The organism is Cerasibacillus quisquiliarum (assembly GCF_014202495.1).
In the GTDB taxonomy this organism is placed as follows: Bacteria; Bacillota; Bacilli; order Bacillales; family Amphibacillaceae; genus Cerasibacillus; species Cerasibacillus quisquiliarum.
Genome location: NZ_JACHHA010000013.1, coordinates 13,563 through 33,557, shown reverse-complemented (window position 1 = coordinate 33,557; position 19,995 = coordinate 13,563). Strand labels below are relative to the sequence as shown.

Genomic DNA, 19,995 nt, shown 5'->3' with positions numbered 1-19,995 from the left:
CCTTCACTTTATTATAGGAAATCTAATTCCTTACTATCTTCGGAAAGCTGTACAATCGCCTTTTTACGATTTGGACGAAAGCCACCGTAACGGCCCATTCTCTTAAACTTTCCTTTTAAATTCATCGTGTTAACTTTATCAACTTTCACATCAAAGATAACTTCAATTGCATGTTTGATCTCTGCTTTGTTTGCTTTCGGGCTAACTTCAAATGTGTATTTTTTATCTGCCATCAAATCAGCAGAATGTTCTGTAATGACAGGGCGTTTAATAATATCACGTGGGTCTTTCATTACGCGAACACCTCCCCTGCTTTTTCCGCTGCGTCTTTTGTTAAGATCAGCTTGTCATGCGCCAGCAAATCTAATACATTTACTTCTTCAACAGTTAGCACTTTAACTTCTTGAAGGTTATTTGCTGAGCGAATTACATTTTCGTCTTTGTCTGTTGTAACTACTAGTGCTTTCGTATCTACTTTTAGATTATTTAGCATATCTACAAATTGTTTTGTCTTAGGCGCTTCAAACACAAGCTCTTCTAATACAATAACGTTGTCGTTTGCTACTTTTGATGATAGAGCAGACCGTAATGCTAGACGGCGTACTTTTTTTGGAAGTTTATAGCTATAGCTACGTGGTGTCGGTCCAAAGACGACTCCGCCTCCTACCCATTGTGGTGAGCGGATAGAACCTTGACGTGCACGACCTGTTCCTTTTTGACGCCACGGTTTACGTCCGCCTCCTCGTACTTCGGAACGGTTTTTCACTTTATGTGTTCCTTGACGTAGAGATGCGCGTTGCATAACGACTGCTTCATGTAAAACATGTGTATTCGGTTCAATTCCGAAAACAGCCTCATTTAATTCGATGTCACCTGTTTGTGAACCATCTTGCTTAAATAGTGCTACTTTAGGCATGACATTTCCTCCCTTCATTTATATGATTATTTAGCCTTCACTGCACTCGTAATTTTTACGACTGATTTTTTTGCACCAGGTACATTTCCTTTAATTAATAATAAGTTGCGTTCTGTATCGACTTTAACAACTTCTAAATTTTGAATGGTTACTTGTTCTGAACCCATTTGTCCTGGAAGTTTCTTTCCTGGTAATACACGTGCTGGATCAACTGGCCCCATTGTACCGTGTCCTCTATGATATCTAGAACCATGAGACATTGGTCCGCGCGCATAATTGTGGCGTTTAATAGATCCTTGGAAACCTTTCCCTTTAGATGTTCCAGTAACATCAACTTTATCTCCTGCTGCAAAAACATCTACGCTAACCTCTTGACCTACTTCATATTCATCAAGGTTTGCGTTACGGATCTCACGAATGTAGCGCTTAGGGGTTGTGTTTGCTTTTTCAGCATGGCCCTTTGCAGCTTTATTAGTACGTGATTCCTTTTGATCTTTAAAACCGATTTGAATGGCTTCATAGCCGTCATTTTCCATCGTACGCTTTTGTAATACAACATTTGGCTCAGCTTGAATAACAGTTACTGGGATAAGTTCTCCATTCTCAGTAAACAATTGAGTCATGCCGATTTTGCGGCCTAAGATTCCTTTCGTCATATCCGTTACACCTCCTAAATTCTTTCATAAATTATAGTTTAATTTCTATATCAACACCAGACGGTAAGTCAAGACGCATTAACGAATCAACTGTTTGTGGCGTTGGATTGACAATATCGATTAAGCGTTTATGTGTACGCATTTCGAATTGTTCACGAGCATCTTTATACTTATGGACCGCTCTAAGAACTGTATAAACTGACCTTTCGGTTGGTAAAGGAATTGGTCCAGAGACATTTGCTCCAGAGCGTTTTGCTGTGTTAACAATCTTTTCAGCAGACTGATCTAAAATACGATGATCATATGCTTTTAAACGAATTCTAATTTTCTCTTTTGCCATTACTTTCCCTCCTTTTCGCCCATTTTATAATAGACTTGCTCCACGAAAATTTCTTGACTCACCGCCATGGCAAAGGGGCCGGGTGTGCCAACAACCTTTCGCATCATTGCCTATTTTTTCAGTCAACGTCAATATTATATAAAATTGCCGCTGATAGTGCAAGTTCCACCATTTATAACGGATTGCACATTTATTAATTATACAAACTATCTATATAGATTGCAAGGATTACGGCAAGTTTTTTTCATTTAATATATTCCTTTTATTGGATCTACCTGAAATAAATCTCAGAAAAAGAAAATCAGGTAGTACTCTCATATAAGAGTCTACCTGATTTAAATCAGTTATTGATTACTCAACAATTTCAGTTACAACACCTGAACCTACTGTACGTCCACCTTCACGAATTGAGAAACGTGTACCGTCTTCAATCGCGATTGGTGAAATTAATTCAACTTCCATTTCTACGTTGTCACCTGGCATAACCATTTCTACACCTTCTGGTAAGTTAACAACACCAGTTACGTCAGTTGTACGGAAGTAGAATTGCGGACGATAGTTTGAGAAAAATGCTGTGTGACGTCCACCTTCTTCTTTAGAAAGAACGTAAACCTCTGCTTTAAATTTTGTATGTGGTGTAATTGTACCTGGCTCAGCAATTACTTGACCACGTTTAACATCTTCACGCTCTACTCCACGAAGTAATGCACCGATGTTATCTCCTGCTTCTGCATAGTCAAGAAGCTTACGGAACATCTCAACACCTGTAACAGTTGTTTTTGTAGCTTCATCAGCAAGTCCGATGATTTCTACTTCGTCTCCTACTTTAACTTGACCGCGTTCTACACGTCCAGTAGCAACTGTTCCACGTCCAGTAATAGAGAATACGTCCTCAACTGGCATCATGAATGGTTTGTCAGTATCACGCTCTGGAGTAGGTACATATTCGTCAACTGCGTTCATAAGTTCAACGATTTTTTGTTCGTATTCTTCAACACCTTCTAATGCTTTTAGTGCTGAACCTGCGATAACTGGAATATCGTCACCTGGGAATTCGTATTCAGATAATAGTTCACGGATTTCCATTTCTACTAATTCTAGTAATTCTTCGTCATCAACCATATCTACTTTGTTCATGAACACAACGATTGCTGGAACACCTACGTTACGTGAAAGTAGAATATGTTCACGAGTTTGTGGCATTGGGCCATCTGCAGCAGATACAACTAGAATAGCACCGTCCATTTGTGCCGCACCAGTAATCATGTTTTTAACATAGTCAGCGTGTCCTGGGCAGTCAACGTGTGCATAGTGACGTGTTTCTGTTTCGTATTCTACGTGAGAAGTAGCAATAGTAATACCACGTTCTCTTTCTTCTGGTGCACCGTCGATTTCATCATATGCTTTTGCTTCACCTGAACCGTTTAATTTGTTCATAACGTTAGTGATAGCAGCTGTTAATGTAGTTTTACCGTGGTCAACGTGTCCGATTGTACCAATGTTAACGTGCTCTTTGGAGCGATCAAATTTTTCTTTAGCCATTTATAGTTCCTCCTTCAATATGAAAAGAATAATTTTTTATTTAAACTTAGAAAATCTAAGTCTTACTAAAAGTTATACTTGACATAGGCGAAAAAATCAATTATTCACCTGTGTTTTTCTCAATAATTTCTTCTGCAATGCTTTTTGGCACTTCTTCATAGTGATCAAAGTACATCGTGTATGTTCCACGACCTTGCGTATTAGAGCGAAGTGCTGTTGCATAACCAAACATTTCTGCAAGTGGTACAAACGCTCTTACAACTTGTGCGTTACCACGAGCTTCCATTCCATCTACACGGCCACGACGTGATGTGACATCACCCATGATATCTCCCATGTATTCTTCAGGAACGACGATCTCAACTTTCATCATCGGCTCAAGTAGTACTGGATCACATTTATCTTTTGCAGCCTTTAATGCCATAGATGCTGCAATTTTAAATGCCATCTCATTCGAGTCAACGTCATGATAGCTTCCATCGAATAATGAAGCTTTTACATCGATAAGCGGGTAACCAGCTAGAACACCGTTTTCCATTGCTTCTTGAATACCTTGTTCAACAGCCGGAACGTATTCGCGTGGAACGACCCCACCGACAATGTTGTTTTCAAATTCAAATCCAGCGCCTTCTTCTAGTGGTTCGAATTTCACCCAAACATGTCCATACTGTCCACGACCACCAGATTGACGGATAAATTTACCTTCCACTTCTGCTGCTTTACGGAATGTTTCACGATATGCAACTTGTGGTGCACCGACGTTAGCTTCAACTTTGAACTCACGTTTTAGACGATCAACAATAACGTCTAAATGAAGTTCTCCCATTCCAGAAATGATTGTTTGGCCTGTTTCGGCGTTCATTTCTGTTTTGAATGTCGGGTCTTCTTCCGCCAACTTACCTAAAGCAATTCCCATCTTATCTTGGTCTGCTTTAGTTTTAGGTTCAATAGCTACAGAAATAACTGGCTCTGGAAATTCCATTGATTCAAGAATAACAGGATGTTTCGAATCACATAATGTATCCCCTGTTGCTGTATCTTTTAAACCTACAGCTGCCGCAATTTCTCCACTGTAAATAGTTGGGATCTCTTCACGGTGGTTCGCATGCATCTGTAATATACGTCCAATACGCTCACGCTTACCTTTCGTTGGGTTCTGGACATATGAACCTGCATCCAGTGTACCAGAATATACACGGAAGAATGTAAGTTTACCAACGTATGGGTCCGTCATAACTTTAAACGCTAGGGCTGAGAATGGTGCGTTATCATCTGCTGGACGTTCTACTTCTTCTTCTGTCTTAGGAACAATCCCTTTAATAGCAGGGATGTCTGTTGGAGCTGGTAGATAGTTAATAACACCATCTAATAATAGCTGTACACCTTTGTTTTTAAAAGCAGAACCACAGAATACTGGATAAAATTCAACACTTAATGTTGCCTTACGGATAGCAGCTCTAAGTTCATCGTTTGTGATCTCTTCGCCTTCTAGATATTTCATCATTAATTCTTCATCTAATTCAGCGACAGCTTCCACTAATGATTCACGAAGCTCTTCCGCTTTGTCTTTATATTCTGCTGGAATTTCTCCAGAATCTGATTTAGTTCCCAGATCATCTAAATAGAAATGGGCTTCCATTTCAATTAAATCAATGATTCCCTCGAATTGGTCTTCAGCACCGATTGGAAGTTGTACAGGATGAGCATTCGCTCCTAAGCGATCTCTCAATGTGCTTGTTGCGAATAAAAAGTCTGCTCCTGTTTTATCCATTTTGTTAATAAAGACAATTCTTGGTACACCGTATGTTGTCGCTTGACGCCATACAGTTTCTGTTTGCGGCTCAACACCTGACTGTGCATCAAGTACAGTTACTGCCCCATCAAGTACACGAAGTGAACGTTCAACTTCAACTGTGAAGTCTACGTGTCCTGGTGTATCAATGATGTTGATACGATGGCCGTCCCACTCAGCAGTGGTTGCTGCGGATGTTATTGTGATTCCGCGCTCTTGTTCTTGCTCCATCCAGTCCATCTGTGAAGCACCTTCATGTGTTTCACCAAGCTTATGAATGCGTCCTGTATAGAAAAGAATACGCTCTGTTGTAGTGGTCTTACCAGCATCAATATGTGCCATAATACCAATGTTTCGCGTCTTTTCCAAGGAGAACTTTCTAGCCATATCTCTTTCTCCTTCCTATTCTTTATTGTTCTATAAATAATTAACTCATTACCAGCGATAGTGAGCAAACGCCTTGTTAGCTTCTGCTTGTTTATGAAGTTCTTCGCGTTTTTTCACTGCTGCACCTGTATTATTAGAAGCATCTAGAATTTCATTAGCTAAACGCTCTTCCATTGTTTTCTCCCCGCGTAGACGAGCATAATTTACAAGGTAGCGTAAGCCTAATGCTTGACGTCGATCTGGACGTACTTCCATTGGCACAAGATAGTTGGAACCTCCAACACGGCGTGCGCGTACTTCTAATACTGGCATGACGTTTTTCATTGCTTCTTCAAAAACGTCCATCGGTTGTTGACCGCTTTTTTCTTTAACTAATTCGAATGCTTTATATAAAATCTTCTGTGCCTTTCCTCGTTTACCATCTATCATAATTTGGTTGATTAAACGAGTGACCAACTTTGAGTCGTACACCGGATCTGGTAATACATCTCTCTTTGGCACTGGACCTTTACGTGGCATGTAAAATCCTCCCTTCTGTCTCTATTAGTTTATTTTTTCGGTTTTTTAGCACCGTATTTAGAACGTCCTTGCATACGTCCTTCGACTCCTGCAGTATCCAATGCACCACGTACAACGTGATAACGAACACCCGGTAAGTCTTTAACACGCCCTCCACGTAATAAAACAACGTTATGTTCTTGGAGGTTGTGACCAATTCCTGGAATGTATGCAGTTACTTCCATGTTATTAGATAAACGAACACGCGCATATTTACGTAATGCTGAGTTCGGCTTTTTAGGTGTTAATGTTCCTACACGTGTACATACCCCGCGTTTTTGTGGGGAGTTAACGCGTGTAAATTGTTTTTTAAAGCTGTTATAGTTTCTGCTAAGAGCAGGTGAGTCTGATTTTTTCGGTTTGCTCTTACGACCTTTGCGAATTAATTGGTTAATTGTAGGCATTTTATCGGCTCCTCCTTTCCTTTTGTCATTCATTTGAACCAGATTAAATGGGCTTTTTCTAATGCCACACATCCAGGTGGTTCATCTTTTGGTAAAAAACAAAGCTTTCGTGGTAACACCCACCAAAACTAAGGTTTTCTTATGGAAACTGTTGCTGCGTGTACTTCAATTCCACATGCCTGACCTAATCGCTTCTTAGAGTCAACATAATGGCATGGAATGCTTAATTCTTCTGCCAAATCAATGACCCCTTGAGTGACTTTTCGGTCAGCATCTTCAGCTATAAACACCTCGCTCACATCGCCATTTTTCATAGCTTTGAGCGATTGTTTTGTTCCAATAATTAAACGCGATTTTGCTTGAGTTACTTTTTCATAAGACATTCCCTATATCCTCCAAAGCAACACATAGTAAAACGGAATCACCTTGAATATATTATCATTCTCTTTTTTTAATGTCAACTGAATATATCGGTTTTTTCCGTATTTTTTACAAACATTTAATCTGCTATTAAAGAGTAGTAAAGATGTCCGCAAGAAACTAGAAAAGACTTGTTTCTTGCTGGACATATTTCTTTACTATTATTAAACGGTTTCTTCTACTTCGTCTGTCTCTTCTGTTTCAACTTCGTCAAAAGAAGGTGCTTGAATCTTACGGTAGCGCTCAATTCCCGTCCCAGCTGGAACGAGTTTACCGATAATAACATTCTCTTTTAGACCTAGTAATTCATCGACTTTACCCTTGATTGTTGCATCTGTTAGAACACGAGTTGTTTCTTGGAAAGATGCAGCCGATAAGAATGAATCTGTTTCTAATGATGCTTTTGTAATTCCAAGTAATACAGGTTTTCCTACCGCGAGCTGCTTTCCTTCTTCTAAAGCTTTGCGGTTCGCATCTTTGAATTGATGTATTTCCATTAATGATCCTGGTAGTACATCTGTTTCTCCTGCATCAAGTACTCGGATTTTACGTAGCATTTGACGTACCATAACTTCTACGTGCTTGTCACTAATTTCTACACCTTGAAGTCGGTATACACGTTGAACTTCACGTAGCAAGTAGTCTTGAACACCTTCTACACCTTGAACTTTGATAAGTTCTTTCGGATCGACTGACCCTTCTGTTAATTCCTGTCCAGCAATCACTTCATCGCCGACAGAAACTTTTAGACGAGCATTTAGTGGGACAGAATATGTTCGTTCTTCAACTTCACTTTTTACAACAATTTCTTGTTTGTCTTTTTCACTTATAATTTCATGAACGAAGCCGTGAATCTCACTAATCGTTGCTTTTCCTTTAGGATTACGTGCTTCAAACAATTCTTGAATACGTGGTAAACCTTGAGTGATGTCATCACCTGCTACTCCACCTGTATGGAATGTACGCATAGTAAGCTGTGTACCCGGCTCTCCGATTGATTGAGCAGCAATAATTCCGACCGCCTCACCAACTTCAACTTCAGCACCGGTTGCTAAATTGCGTCCGTAACATTTCTTACACACTCCGTGACGTGTATTACAATTAAAGACTGTCCGGATTGTAACCGTTTCTATACCGGCTTCTACAATTTGTTTAGCTTGGTTTTCTGTAATGATTTCATTAATCGTTACGATGACCTCTCCTGTTTCAGGATGGGTCACTTCCTCGAAGGCGGTTCGACCGACTAAACGATCATATAACGGTTCAATCACTTCAGCTCCTTCAGTAATAGCTGAAACTTTAGAACCGCGATCTGTACCACAATCTGTTTCGCGAATAATAACGTCTTGAGCGACATCGACAAGACGACGGGTTAAATATCCTGAGTCAGCTGTCTTCAACGCTGTATCAGCAAGCCCTTTACGCGCACCGTGTGTTGAAATAAAATATTCTAACACCGATAAACCTTCGCGGAAGCTAGATTTGATCGGTAATTCAATAATCCGACCAGATGGATTAGCCATTAGACCACGCATACCTGCTAACTGTGTAAAGTTAGATGGGTTTCCTCGTGCACCGGAATCACTCATCATGAAGATTGGATTGAGTCGATCAAGTGATGCCATTAATTTATCCTGAACAACATCCTTTACATCAGACCAAATTGAGATGACACGTTCATAACGTTCTTCTTCAGTGATTAATCCACGTCTAAACTGCTTAAGAACACGGTCTACTTTTTGTTGTGCCTCATCGAGAAGTTCTTCCTTTTCTGGTAGGACGACAACATCTGAAATCCCTACTGTCATTCCAGCAACAGTTGCAAAATGGAATCCGAGATCTTTCATTAAGTCAAGCATTCTAGATGTTTCACTTACTTTAAATCGTTTAAAGACTTCAGCGATAATATCGCCTAAGAAACCTTTTTTGAACGGTTTTACTAATTCTCTTGATTTTATTTCTTCTACTACATTTGCTCCACGTTCAATAAAGTATTTCTCTGGCGTCTGTACTTCTAAGTTCGTCCGTGTCGGCTCATTGATGTAAGGGAATGAGTTAGGAAGCATCTCATTGAAAATAAGTTTCCCGATGGTTGTAATCAATAATTTCTCATTTTGCTCATCTGTAAAGGTTTCGTTATTTAAGCTTGACGCTCGAACGGCTACACGCGTGTGTAAATGTACATAGCCTGCTTGGTACGCCATTAGAGCTTCATTTGCATCTTTAAAGACCTTGCCTTCACCAATAGCATTCTCTCTTTCGAGTGTTAGATAATAGTTACCTAAAACCATATCTTGTGAAGGTGTAACAACAGGTTTTCCATCTTTCGGGTTTAAGATATTTTGTGCAGCTAGCATTAAAACACGTGCCTCAGCCTGCGCTTCAGCTGATAGCGGAACGTGAACAGCCATTTGGTCTCCATCAAAGTCTGCGTTATATGCTGTACAGACGAGTGGATGAAGATGGATGGCACGACCTTCAACCAATGTTGGTTCAAACGCCTGAATACCTAATCTGTGTAATGTCGGCGCTCTATTAAGAAGTACAGGGTGTTCTTTGATTACTTCTTCTAAAACATCCCACACTTCTGGATGCATCCGTTCAATTTTACGTTTTGCTGATTTAATATTGTGAGCAATCCCTTTATCAACAAGTTCTTTCATAACGAAAGGTTTGAACAATTCCAGTGCCATTTCCTTTGGCAATCCACATTGATACATTTTTAAACTTGGGCCAACAACGATAACTGAGCGACCTGAATAGTCGACTCGCTTACCGAGAAGGTTCTGACGGAAACGGCCTTGCTTTCCTTTCAACATATGTGAAAGCGACTTTAATGGTCTGTTTCCAGGACCTGTAACAGGACGTCCTCGGCGACCGTTATCAATTAAAGCATCTACTGCTTCTTGGAGCATTCTTTTTTCGTTTTGAACGATAATTCCTGGTGCACCAAGATCTAATAAACGTTTCAAACGATTGTTACGGTTAATAACACGACGATATAAATCGTTTAAATCTGAAGTTGCAAATCTGCCACCATCTAGCTGAACCATCGGACGGATCTCCGGTGGGATGACCGGTAGTACATCTAATACCATCCATGACGGATCATTGCCAGAGTTACGAAATGCTTCAAGCACTTCGAGTCTTCTTATTGCTCTTGTTCTACGTTGACCTTGGACAGTTTTAAGCTCTTCTTTAATTTGTGCCACTTCTTTATCCAGATCAATATCCTGAAGCAACTTCCGAATAGCTTCTGCACCCATTTGCGCAGTAAAAGTGTTTCCGTATTTTTCATAATAAGAGCGGTATTCTTTCTCAGATAGTAACTGCTTCTTTTCTAACGGTGTGTTTCCTGGTTCTGTAACAATATACGCTGCAAAATATATAACCTCTTCTAAAGCTCTTGGGGACATGTCTAACAAAAGACCCATTCGACTTGGAATGCCTTTAAAATACCAAATATGTGAGACGGGTGCTGCTAGTTCTATATGTCCCATACGTTCACGACGAACAGATGCTTTCGTTACTTCAACACCGCAGCGATCACATACAATTCCTTTATAGCGGATGCGTTTATACTTTCCACAATGACATTCCCAGTCTTTAGCTGGTCCAAAAATTCGCTCACAGAAAAGCCCGTCTTTTTCTGGTTTTAATGTACGGTAATTAATCGTTTCTGGTTTCTTTACCTCACCATATGACCAAGAACGAATTTTTTCAGGTGAAGCTAATCCTATTTTCATATACTCAAAATTATTTACATCTAACAAGGGGCTACCTCCCTTTTTAATGTATGGTTTCTTTATATCATAAACCACTGATGAATAAAGGAGTCCCTTCATTCATCAATGGCTTTTTCCTTTTTTTAAGGTACCAATCCTTATTTATTGTTTAATTCTAAGTTAAGCTTACTCGCCGTTTGAGAATCTTCTTTCTCGAGTTCACGAATCTCAATTTCTTCTTGATCACTTGATAGAATCTTTACATCGATTCCTAAGCTTTGTAACTCTTTAATTAATACTTTAAAAGACTCTGGAACGCCTGGTTCTGGAACGTTATTACCTTTAACAATTGCTTCGTAAGTCTGAACACGTCCAATGACATCATCAGACTTAACAGTTAGTAGTTCTTGCAACGTGTAGGCGGCTCCATAAGCTTCAAGAGCCCAAACTTCCATTTCTCCAAAGCGTTGGCCACCAAACTGAGCTTTACCGCCCAGTGGTTGCTGGGTAACTAAAGAGTACGGTCCAGTTGAACGTGCATGTAATTTATCGTCAACCATATGTGCTAGTTTTAACATATACATGACACCGACCGAGACACGATTATCAAAAGGTTCTCCGGTTCTTCCATCATATAGTACTGTCTTGGCATCACGTGGCATGCCTGCTTCTTCTAAGGCATCCCATACGTCTTGTTCTGTCGCTCCATCAAATACTGGTGATGCGACATGGATGCCGAGTTTTCTAGCAGCCATCCCTAAATGTAATTCAAATACTTGCCCAATATTCATTCTCGAAGGTACACCTAATGGGTTCAACATGATATCAATTGGTGTTCCATCAGGTAAAAATGGCATATCTTCTTCTGGTAAAATCTTGGAAATAACACCTTTGTTTCCGTGTCTTCCTGCCATTTTGTCCCCTTCTTTAATTTTACGTTTCTGAACGATATAAACGCGAACAAGTTTATTAACGCCTGGTGGAAGTTCGTCACCATCTTCTCGGTTAAAGATCTTCACATCAAGAACGATTCCACCTGCTCCATGTGGTACACGTAATGATGTATCACGAACTTCACGAGCCTTTTCACCGAAAATGGCATGTAGGAGTCGTTCTTCTGCAGATAGTTCTGTAACGCCTTTTGGTGTTACTTTCCCAACGAGAATATCGCCATCTTTCACTTCTGCACCGATACGAACAATCCCTTGTTCGTTAAGGTTTTTAAGAGCATCTTCTCCAACATTCGGGATATCTCTTGTAATTTCTTCAGGGCCTAATTTTGTATCACGTGATTCTGACTCATATTCCTCTATATGAATGGATGTATATACATCATCTTTAACGAGACGTTCACTCATAATAATGGCGTCTTCATAGTTGTAGCCTTCCCACGTCATGAAAGCAATTAAAATATTTCTTCCTAAAGCTAATTCACCATTTTCCATTGAAGGTCCATCTGCTAAGATTTCGCCTTTTGCAACGCGATCACCTTTTTTGACGATAGGGCGTTGGTTATAGCACGTACCTTGGTTAGAACGTTCATACTTCCTTAGACGGTAACGATCAACATCACCTTTTACTTCTTTACCATCTACTTCAGAAATTCGGCGAACGACGATTTCCTTCGCTTCCACACTTTCAACAATTCCAGTATGTCGACAAATGATAGCAGCTCCTGAATCTTTACCTGACACGTACTCCATCCCCGTTCCAACGATTGGGGCTTCAGGTTCCAATAATGGAACAGCTTGACGTTGCATGTTTGCTCCCATTAAGGCACGGTTGGAGTCATCGTTTTCTAAGAAAGGAATGCATGCTGTCGCTGCTGAAACAACTTGTTTTGGCGATACGTCCATATAATCGATTTGACTGCGTTTCACCTCAATATTTTCGCCACGGAAACGAGCAATAACTTCCTCATCGGCAAAATATCCTTCTTCATCTAAAGGAGCATTGGCTTGTGCAACGACGTAGTTATCTTCTTCATCTGCTGTTAGATAATCAATTTCTCCTGTTACCTTACCTGTTTCTGGATCTACTCTACGGTATGGCGTTTCAATAAATCCAAATTTATTCACCTTTGCATAGCTTGATAATGAGTTAATCAGTCCGATATTTGGGCCTTCAGGTGTTTCGATCGGACACATTCTCCCATAATGTGAGTAGTGTACGTCTCGTACTTCAAACCCTGCACGTTCTCGTGTTAGACCACCTGGTCCAAGAGCAGATAGTCGACGCTTATGTGTGAGTTCTGCAAGTGGATTCGTCTGATCCATGAACTGTGATAATTGGGAACTACCAAAGAATTCTTTAATCGATGCAATAACTGGACGAATATTAATCAGTTGCTGTGGTGTAATGCTAGATGTATCTTGGATTGACATCCGTTCTCTAACAACACGTTCCATGCGTGATAATCCAATTCTAAACTGATTTTGTAATAGCTCTCCTACTGAGCGTAAGCGACGATTCCCTAAATGATCAATATCATCAGTGTGTCCAACTTGATGCAATAAGTTAAAGAAATAGCTAATGGAAGAAAGTATATCAGCTGGTGTAATGTTTTTAACATTTGATTCGATGTTCCCATTACCAATGACATGAAGTACACGCTCTCCACTTGGGTCAGTTGGGTCAACAATTTTAACCGATTGTAAGTGAACTGGTTCACCTAAAATCGCTTCCTCTGAATCTAGAACGACTTCACCGATTAGTGAGTCTTTATTCTCTAGATAAGGAATAATTTTATCTAGTAATTTCCGTTCTAGTTTATCGCCTTTCTGAGCAAGTACTTCACCAGTTTCCGGATCTACAATTGGCTCTGCAAGCACTTGGTTAAATAATCTATTTTTTAAATGAAGCTTCTTATTGATTTTATAACGACCGACATGCGCAAGATCGTAACGCTTCGGATCAAAAAAGCGTGATATGATGAGACTCTTAGCATTTTCCACTGTAGGTGGTTCACCTGGACGCAGACGTTCATATATTTCTAACAATGCTTTCTCAGTTGATTCGGTATTATCTTTTTCTAGCGTATTTAATAGGTATTCATTTTCACCTATTAAATCAATGATTTCCTCGTCTGAATCAAAGCCAAGAGCACGTAATAGAACAGTAATTGGTAGTTTTCTCGTACGATCAATACGAACATAGACGACATCTTTCGCATCTGTCTCGTATTCTAACCATGCACCACGGTTTGGTATCACTGTTGCTGATAGTCCGCGTTTACCATTTTTATCGATTTTTTCATTGTAATAAACACTTGGCGAGCGTACTAATTGTGATACAATCACTCGTTCTGCACCATTGATAATGAATGTCCCAGTATCCGTCATTAACGGGAAATCACCCATAAATACTTCTTGTTCTTTTACTTCTCCAGTTTCATTGTTAATTAATCGTACTTTCACTCGAAGTGGAGCGTCATAGGTTACATCTCTTTCCTTTGATTCTTCGACAGGGTATTTCGGTTCACCTATCGAATAATCAACGAACTCTAATGACAAGTTTCCTGTGAAGTCTTCAATCGGAGAAATATCTTGAAACATCTCTCGCATTCCTTCTTCTAAAAACCATTGGTAGGAAGCGGTTTGAATTTCAATTAAATTTGGTAACTCCAACACTTCACTAATTCGAGCATAACTTCTACGTTTGCGATGTTGTCCATACTGAACTAGTTGACCTGCCAACTGCTTCACCTCTCAAATCTCGCATTATTTGCATGTAATTATGTACCTGTACGTATACATACAAAAATGAATAATATATTTTAGAAAAACCGGCATTTAATACATCACGGTTTCTCTTAATACCTATATACCTTAAATAAAACATCTACGCTAAATAGGATTTTTCAAAAGAATAACTTGCCTTATACAAATAATGGTCGTAAAATAGTAAATAATAATCTTGCTTATAATGGATTAATGCGTTATCTTAAAAATAGAAAAGATATTTAACAGGAATCATTAAGCATTGAATAAAAAATCGGAAAACAAATATTTACATCCATTTTATCATTGTTTCCGATTTAAGTTAGATTATACCTTTCTCATTTTCATATCTTTCCATATAAAATCACATAAAAGACTTGACAAGAGAAATCCCATGTTAGCATTTAATAATATTATCATACTAAGTATGTCACGTCAAACTTTTACCGCTCTTAGTATATAATATCCTTTGCTTTTTGTTACGACTTCTACATGACCAAATAATTCATCAAGTTTTCTCTTCGCTGATGGAGCCCCTTGTTTTTTTTGGATGACGACCCATAACTCACCTTCAGTATACAAGGAAGACTTGCTTTCTTCAAATATTGCATGAACAATCTTTTTTCCAGCTCGAATAGGAGGATTCGTCAATATTGTAGCAAATAAACGATTGGGAAGCTCTTTAAAACGATCACTTACAAAAGCTTCTGCATTCTTTATCTGATTCATTCGGATATTTTCTTTAGCAAGATTAACCGCTCGTTCATTAATGTCAATCATTGTTATTTTACGATCAGGAAAGCTTGCAGCAATTGCTATACCGATTGGTCCATACCCACAACCGAGATCTAAAATATCACCCGGCCTTGACGGTTCGGTAAAATGTTCAATTAAAAGACGACTCCCATAGTCGACTTCGTTTTTGGAAAACACACCTGTATCACTTATAAAAGTAAATTCCTTTTTGCGTAGTTGATATTTCCATATCTTTGGTGAACTTTTTGATTGGGGCTTATTGGAATAGTAATGATTTGTCATGATAAACACCTGCTTTTTATTCGTTAATAGGTGTAAATTTAAAGCTCGCCGTAATCCGACGAGCTTTTTTTAATTGAGTAGCATTATTTTAATTCTACAGCTGCTCCAACTTCTTCTAATTTTTCTTTGATTTCTTCTGCTTCTTCTTTCGCAACGCCTTCTTTTACTGGTTTTGGAGCGTTGTCAACTAATTCTTTCGCATCTTTTAAGCCGAGACCTGTGATTTCGCGAACCACTTTGATAACTTTAATTTTAGATGATCCCGCACTTTCAAGTACAACGTCAAATTCAGATTTTTCTTCAGCAGCATCGCCACCAGCAGCACCGCCAGCAACCGCTACAGGAGCTGCAGCTGTAACGCCGAATTCCTCTTCAATAGCTTTAACTAAATCATTTAATTCTAAAACAGACATTTCTTTAATCGCTTCGATAATTTGTTCTGGTGTCATGTTATTTCCTCCTATTATTTTTTATATACATTGTTAATAACATTCTAGATTAAGCACCTTGCTCTTCTTTTTGCTCAGCAACAGCTTTTGTAACATAAGCAAAGTTGCGAATTGGAGCTTGAAGAACACTAAGCAACATAGAAACCATACCTTCGTAGTTCGGTAGGCTTGCAAGTTCTTTAATATCATCTAAAGATGCGATTTCCCCTTCAATCACTCCGCCTTTAATCTCTAATGCTTCGTGATCTTTAGCGAAATCGTTTAAAATACGCGCTGGCGCGACAACATCTTCATCACTAAATGCGATAGCTGTTGGACCGACCAATGTTTCAGTTAACTCACTTAAACCCGCAGCTTCTGCCGCACGTCTTGCAAGTGTGTTTTTATAAACTTTATAATCAACGCCGGCATCACGTAATTGTTTACGTAGCTCTGTTACTTCAGCAACATCAAGACCTCTGTAGTTAACAAGTACTGTTGATTGACTATTACGGAATTTTTCAGTGATTTCTTCAACAATTTGTTTCTTTGTTTCCATTACGTTGGACATTGTTCCACCTCCCAAAAAGAATCATCATACCGTATAAATACAATATAAAAAGGAGCCTTAGACAGAGAGGCTCCTTTTATTAAGATGATTAACGGAATCGCATCATCTTACTTTATAAGAAAAACCTCGGCAGGATATTAAGCTTAACGCCCCTGCTGTCTACGGTATAACGTATTTATTTTGATAACGTCATACATTATATCGACTTCAATTTAAAAAGTCAACTTTATGATGGACGAAAATCTGATACATCTACTTGAATACCAGGGCCCATAGTTGATGTAATTGCAACGTTTTGTAAATACTTTCCTTTAGAAGATTGTGGTTTTGCTTTCACGATTGTTTCTGTTAAAGCTTTAAAGTTCTCTATAAGCTTTTCAGCATCAAATGAAAGCTTTCCAATTGGCGCATGTATATTCGAAGCTTTATCGACACGGTATTCTACTTTACCAGCTTTAATATCTTTAACCGCCTTTTCAACTTCAAATGTTACTGTGCCCGTTTTAGGGTTTGGCATTAAGCCTTTTGGTCCAAGGACACGACCTAATTTCCCTACTTCGGCCATCATATCAGGTGTCGCTACAATAACATCGAACTCTAACCAACCTTGGTTAATTTTTTCGATATATTCTTGATCTCCAACATAATCAGCACCTGCAGCTTCTGCTTCTTTAGCTTTTTCACCTTTTGCAAACACGAGAACTGTTTGTGTTTTCCCTGTTCCGTGTGGTAGTACCATAGCACCGCGAATTTGTTGGTCCGCTTTTTTCGGATCAACTCCTAGGCGGTAGGCTACTTCAACGGTTTCGTCGAACTTTGCTTTAGGAAATTGCTTTAAAAGTTCAACAGCTTCATCTATTTGATAAGTCTTTGAGCGGTCTACTAATTTTGCCGCTTCTTGATATCTTTTACCTTTTTTAGCCATTATTATTTCCTCCTCTATTGTGGTTATAACGGTTTAACCTCCCACTTATAAAAGCACGAACAAGCCTTTATAAAGCTTAGATGATGACTCTTTAACATATAGAGCAAATCATCATATGAAAAGGTTGCGAGTTGAATTCTAACTTGCCGCAACCTGATAGATTTCAGAATTAATCTTCAATCGTAATTCCCATACTGCGTGCGGTTCCTTCTACCATACGCATGGCAGCTTCTACATCAGCCGCGTTTAAGTCTTGCATTTTCAATTCTGCAATTTCTCTTACTTTGTCACGCTTTACCGTTGCTACTTTATTACGGTTCGGTTCACCAGATGCTTTATCAATTCCTGCTTCTTTTTTCAATAATACAGAAGCTGGTGGTGTTTTTGTAATAAATGTGAAAGAACGATCTTCAAAAACAGTAATTTCTACAGGAATAACTAACCCTGCCTGTTCTTGTGTACGTGCATTAAATTCTTTACAGAATCCCATGATATTAATACCCGCTTGACCTAATGCTGGTCCCACTGGTGGTGCTGGGTTTGCTTTCCCTGCAGGAATCTGTAATTTTACGACTTGAATAACTTTTTTAGCCACGAGACACACCTCCTTAAAGTCCGTGATGTGGTAATAGGAGACTTTCCTCTCCTCCCACTCTAAATCGTCTGTCCTATCGATTAGAACAGAACGTGAATAACAAAAAAATTTTAGCATGTTCTAACCTATTTTGCAAGTCTTTCAATCATTATAGTTTTTCAATTTGTCCAAATTCTAGCTCTACAGGTGTATCGCGACCAAACATATTAACATGCACTTTTACCTTTTGTTTATCAGTATCAATTGACTCTATTGTTCCTGTAAAGTTAGCAAATGGACCATCAGTTACGCGGACGTTTTCCTTAATTTCAAAGTCAACTTGAACCGTTTGATCGGCTAAGCCCATTTGTTTTAGTATCTGATCGACTTCATGTGGTAATAACGGTGTTGGTTTTGTACCACCGCCACTTGAACCGATAAAGCCAGTCACACCTGGTGTATTTCGGACGACATACCATGAATCGTCTGTCATAATCATTTCTGTTAATACATATCCTGGGAAGACTTTCTTTTTCGTTACTTTTTTCTTACCATCTTTCATTTCTGTTTTTTCTTCTTCTGGTACGATAACTCGGAAAATCTTATCTTCCATACCCATCGTTTCAACGCGCTTTTCTAAGTTCGTTTTAACTTTATTTTCATAACCAGAATACGTATGAATAACGTACCATTTCTTATCCATCTTCATTTCCCTCCCTTAAATTATGAATCACTCTATTTGTAAACGATAAAAAACACATCTATGTTTTAAACAATTTAAAAAACCCGTTAAATCGGGTTTTTGTAATAGGTATATATAGCATTATATCATATTTATAATACATTTATTCAAAATATAAGTCCAAAAGCTAGTTAGCGAACCCACTCAATGAGTTGAGTAATACCAAGGTCAACAATAAAAAAGAATATAGCTACAAAAGCAACCGTCGCAATAACGGTTATCGTATAACTCGTTAACTCTTTTCCTTTTGGCCAAGAAACTTTTCTCATCTCTCGTGCAACGTCTTTTAAAAATTTAAACATCGTCGTTTGTACCTCCTACTCTTCGCTAATAGCTTTAATCTATCATTTTGTTTCACGATGCCACGTATGTTTGCCACATGTTTTACAAAACTTTCTAACTTCTAAACGTTTGGAATCGTGTGATGCATTTTTATGCGTCGTATAGTTGCGACGAGCGCAATGTATACATGCTAAAGTGATTTTCTTACTCATTATATCACCCCGTCTTCGGGATATGCTCATTTTAATGTAGCATGTCTGAGTTATGAATGTCAATAGTCGACATAGTCATTAAATGATAGCATCACTTCTCCAGAGCGGTGAAACTCTCCTAATTTCCGTTTTACCCTTTGTAGTGCATTGTCTATCGATTTGACATGTCTTTTTAATTCGATTGATATTTCTTCATAAGATTTACCATCAAGATATAAAACAAGTACTTTTCTCTCAAGATCACTTAAAGACTGAGTTAACTTAAGGTGAATACGTCCTTCGTTTTCCCGAGAAATTAGCAGTTCTTGTGGATCAGTTGTTTCAGCCCCTGCAATTGTATCTAATAATGTTCGGTCTGATTCTTCATCATAAATGGGTTTATCTAAGGAAATGTAAGAATTTAGTGGGATATGCTTTTTTCTCGTCGCTGCTTTGATTGCTGTAATGATTTGCCGCGTTATACAAATGTCTGCAAATCCACGAAACGAGGTCAACTTATCTTTATCGTAATCACGAATGGCTTTATATAATCCAATCATACCTTCTTGAAAAATATCTTCATGATCTGCCCCAACGATAAAATATGTGTGTGATTTTGCTCTAACGATATGTTTGTACTTGCGAATTAGAAAATCTAATGCTTGTCCACATCCTCGATGGATTAATTGAATCAATTCCTCATCTTTAAGATGGTTGATTTGATTCGATCGAGCCCTCAGTTGTTTTACACTCACCTAGTATGCCCTCCCCCACCAAATTGTTGG

The 19,995-nt window shown here is 38.8% G+C and carries 20 protein-coding genes and 1 other annotated feature; all 20 genes read right to left on the bottom strand.

Annotated features, from left to right (window positions below; translation table 11 throughout):
* Window positions 1–11 precede the first annotated feature (11 nt).
* The 20 genes from rplW to sigH all read right to left on the bottom strand — a co-directional run bounded on the left by rplW (window position 12) and on the right by sigH (window position 19,965).
* A complete protein-coding gene (gene rplW, locus HNQ35_RS11680; protein WP_146938349.1) occupies window positions 12–293 on the bottom strand; it encodes a 50S ribosomal protein L23 in 282 nt (93 codons plus the stop codon).
* The gene (gene rplD, locus HNQ35_RS11675) at window positions 293–916 is read right to left on the bottom strand and encodes a 50S ribosomal protein L4 (protein WP_146938348.1); all 624 of its coding nucleotides are present in this window, start codon (window positions 914–916) and stop codon (window positions 293–295) included. The genes rplW and rplD overlap by 1 nt, the downstream gene beginning before the upstream one ends.
* Window positions 917–942: 26 nt before the next feature.
* Window positions 943–1,572 (bottom strand): 50S ribosomal protein L3, encoded by a 630-nt coding sequence (rplC, locus tag HNQ35_RS11670; RefSeq protein WP_146938347.1) that lies wholly within the window; start codon window positions 1,570–1,572, stop codon window positions 943–945.
* Window positions 1,573–1,603: 31 nt separating this feature from the next.
* Entirely contained in the window at window positions 1,604–1,912 is a 309-nt protein-coding gene (gene rpsJ / locus HNQ35_RS11665; protein ID WP_146938346.1) for a 30S ribosomal protein S10, read from the bottom strand.
* 351 nt (window positions 1,913–2,263) lie between these two features.
* Window positions 2,264–3,454 (bottom strand): elongation factor Tu, encoded by a 1,191-nt coding sequence (gene tuf, locus HNQ35_RS11660; RefSeq protein WP_146938345.1) that lies wholly within the window; start codon window positions 3,452–3,454, stop codon window positions 2,264–2,266.
* 100 nt (window positions 3,455–3,554) lie between these two features.
* Complete coding sequence (fusA, locus tag HNQ35_RS11655; protein ID WP_146938344.1) at window positions 3,555–5,633, bottom strand: elongation factor G; 2,079 nt, start codon at window positions 5,631–5,633, stop codon at window positions 3,555–3,557.
* A gap of 48 nt (window positions 5,634–5,681) precedes the next feature.
* Window positions 5,682–6,152: a 30S ribosomal protein S7 gene (rpsG, locus tag HNQ35_RS11650; protein ID WP_146938343.1), complete on the bottom strand. Its 471-nt coding sequence runs from the start codon at window positions 6,150–6,152 to the stop codon at window positions 5,682–5,684.
* Between the two features lie 29 nt (window positions 6,153–6,181).
* Entirely contained in the window at window positions 6,182–6,595 is a 414-nt protein-coding gene (gene rpsL, locus HNQ35_RS11645; RefSeq protein ID WP_146938342.1) for a 30S ribosomal protein S12, read from the bottom strand.
* A 128-nt stretch (window positions 6,596–6,723) separates the two neighbouring features.
* Window positions 6,724–6,978: a 50S ribosomal protein L7ae-like protein gene (locus tag HNQ35_RS11640; protein ID WP_146938341.1), complete on the bottom strand. Its 255-nt coding sequence runs from the start codon at window positions 6,976–6,978 to the stop codon at window positions 6,724–6,726.
* A gap of 201 nt (window positions 6,979–7,179) precedes the next feature.
* On the bottom strand, window positions 7,180–10,788 hold the full coding sequence (gene rpoC, locus HNQ35_RS11635) for a DNA-directed RNA polymerase subunit beta' (protein ID WP_146938340.1): 3,609 nt from the start codon (window positions 10,786–10,788) through the stop codon (window positions 7,180–7,182).
* A 110-nt stretch (window positions 10,789–10,898) separates the two neighbouring features.
* Entirely contained in the window at window positions 10,899–14,435 is a 3,537-nt protein-coding gene (gene rpoB, locus HNQ35_RS11630) for a DNA-directed RNA polymerase subunit beta (RefSeq protein ID WP_146938339.1), read from the bottom strand.
* Window positions 14,436–14,894: 459 nt separating this feature from the next.
* Window positions 14,895–15,497, bottom strand: a complete 603-nt coding sequence (locus HNQ35_RS11625; protein WP_146938338.1) for a class I SAM-dependent methyltransferase — start codon at window positions 15,495–15,497, stop codon at window positions 14,895–14,897.
* Window positions 15,498–15,580: 83 nt separating this feature from the next.
* Window positions 15,581–15,946, bottom strand: a complete 366-nt coding sequence (gene rplL, locus HNQ35_RS11620; RefSeq protein WP_146938337.1) for a 50S ribosomal protein L7/L12 — start codon at window positions 15,944–15,946, stop codon at window positions 15,581–15,583.
* A gap of 49 nt (window positions 15,947–15,995) precedes the next feature.
* Entirely contained in the window at window positions 15,996–16,496 is a 501-nt protein-coding gene (gene rplJ, locus HNQ35_RS11615) for a 50S ribosomal protein L10 (RefSeq protein WP_146938336.1), read from the bottom strand.
* 36 nt (window positions 16,497–16,532) lie between these two features.
* Window positions 16,533–16,679: a sequence feature (ribosomal protein L10 leader region), on the bottom strand.
* A 43-nt stretch (window positions 16,680–16,722) separates the two neighbouring features.
* Window positions 16,723–17,421, bottom strand: coding sequence for a 50S ribosomal protein L1 (gene rplA, locus HNQ35_RS11610; protein WP_146938335.1), 699 nt, complete (start codon window positions 17,419–17,421; stop codon window positions 16,723–16,725).
* A gap of 169 nt (window positions 17,422–17,590) precedes the next feature.
* A complete protein-coding gene (gene rplK, locus HNQ35_RS11605; protein WP_146938334.1) occupies window positions 17,591–18,016 on the bottom strand; it encodes a 50S ribosomal protein L11 in 426 nt (141 codons plus the stop codon).
* Between the two features lie 148 nt (window positions 18,017–18,164).
* Window positions 18,165–18,698 carry a transcription termination/antitermination protein NusG gene (gene nusG / locus HNQ35_RS11600; RefSeq protein WP_146938333.1) on the bottom strand — a complete coding sequence of 178 codons (534 nt, stop codon included), beginning with the start codon at window positions 18,696–18,698 and terminating at the stop codon, window positions 18,165–18,167.
* 170 nt (window positions 18,699–18,868) lie between these two features.
* Complete coding sequence (gene secE, locus HNQ35_RS11595; RefSeq protein ID WP_146938332.1) at window positions 18,869–19,039, bottom strand: preprotein translocase subunit SecE; 171 nt, start codon at window positions 19,037–19,039, stop codon at window positions 18,869–18,871.
* Window positions 19,040–19,081: 42 nt separating this feature from the next.
* Window positions 19,082–19,231, bottom strand: a complete 150-nt coding sequence (gene rpmG, locus HNQ35_RS11590) for a 50S ribosomal protein L33 (protein WP_146938331.1) — start codon at window positions 19,229–19,231, stop codon at window positions 19,082–19,084.
* 59 nt (window positions 19,232–19,290) lie between these two features.
* Window positions 19,291–19,965: an RNA polymerase sporulation sigma factor SigH gene (sigH, locus tag HNQ35_RS11585; protein ID WP_146938330.1), complete on the bottom strand. Its 675-nt coding sequence runs from the start codon at window positions 19,963–19,965 to the stop codon at window positions 19,291–19,293.
* Between the last annotated feature and the right edge of the window lie 30 nt (window positions 19,966–19,995).

What these genes read in the sequence shown, in the direction of transcription:
- rpmG (WP_146938331.1), bottom strand. Translation starts at nt 19,231, where the DNA reads ATGAGTAAGAAAATCACTTTAGCATGTATACATTGCGCTCGTCGCAAC.
- rplJ (WP_146938336.1), bottom strand. Translation starts at nt 16,496, where the DNA reads ATGTCCAACGTAATGGAAACAAAGAAACAAATTGTTGAAGAAATCACT.
- rpsL (WP_146938342.1), bottom strand. Translation starts at nt 6,595, where the DNA reads ATGCCTACAATTAACCAATTAATTCGCAAAGGTCGTAAGAGCAAACCG.
- secE (WP_146938332.1), bottom strand. Translation starts at nt 19,039, where the DNA reads ATGTTTAAATTTTTAAAAGACGTTGCACGAGAGATGAGAAAAGTTTCT.
- HNQ35_RS11625 (WP_146938338.1), bottom strand. Translation starts at nt 15,497, where the DNA reads ATGACAAATCATTACTATTCCAATAAGCCCCAATCAAAAAGTTCACCA.
- rplC (WP_146938347.1), bottom strand. Translation starts at nt 1,572, where the DNA reads ATGACGAAAGGAATCTTAGGCCGCAAAATCGGCATGACTCAATTGTTT.
- rplL (WP_146938337.1), bottom strand. Translation starts at nt 15,946, where the DNA reads ATGACACCAGAACAAATTATCGAAGCGATTAAAGAAATGTCTGTTTTA.
- rplD (WP_146938348.1), bottom strand. Translation starts at nt 916, where the DNA reads ATGCCTAAAGTAGCACTATTTAAGCAAGATGGTTCACAAACAGGTGAC.
- fusA (WP_146938344.1), bottom strand. Translation starts at nt 5,633, where the DNA reads ATGGCTAGAAAGTTCTCCTTGGAAAAGACGCGAAACATTGGTATTATG.
- HNQ35_RS11640 (WP_146938341.1), bottom strand. Translation starts at nt 6,978, where the DNA reads ATGTCTTATGAAAAAGTAACTCAAGCAAAATCGCGTTTAATTATTGGA.
- nusG (WP_146938333.1), bottom strand. Translation starts at nt 18,698, where the DNA reads ATGGATAAGAAATGGTACGTTATTCATACGTATTCTGGTTATGAAAAT.
- rplW (WP_146938349.1), bottom strand. Translation starts at nt 293, where the DNA reads ATGAAAGACCCACGTGATATTATTAAACGCCCTGTCATTACAGAACAT.
- rpsJ (WP_146938346.1), bottom strand. Translation starts at nt 1,912, where the DNA reads ATGGCAAAAGAGAAAATTAGAATTCGTTTAAAAGCATATGATCATCGT.
- tuf (WP_146938345.1), bottom strand. Translation starts at nt 3,454, where the DNA reads ATGGCTAAAGAAAAATTTGATCGCTCCAAAGAGCACGTTAACATTGGT.
- rpsG (WP_146938343.1), bottom strand. Translation starts at nt 6,152, where the DNA reads ATGCCACGTAAAGGTCCAGTGCCAAAGAGAGATGTATTACCAGATCCG.
- rplA (WP_146938335.1), bottom strand. Translation starts at nt 17,421, where the DNA reads ATGGCTAAAAAAGGTAAAAGATATCAAGAAGCGGCAAAATTAGTAGAC.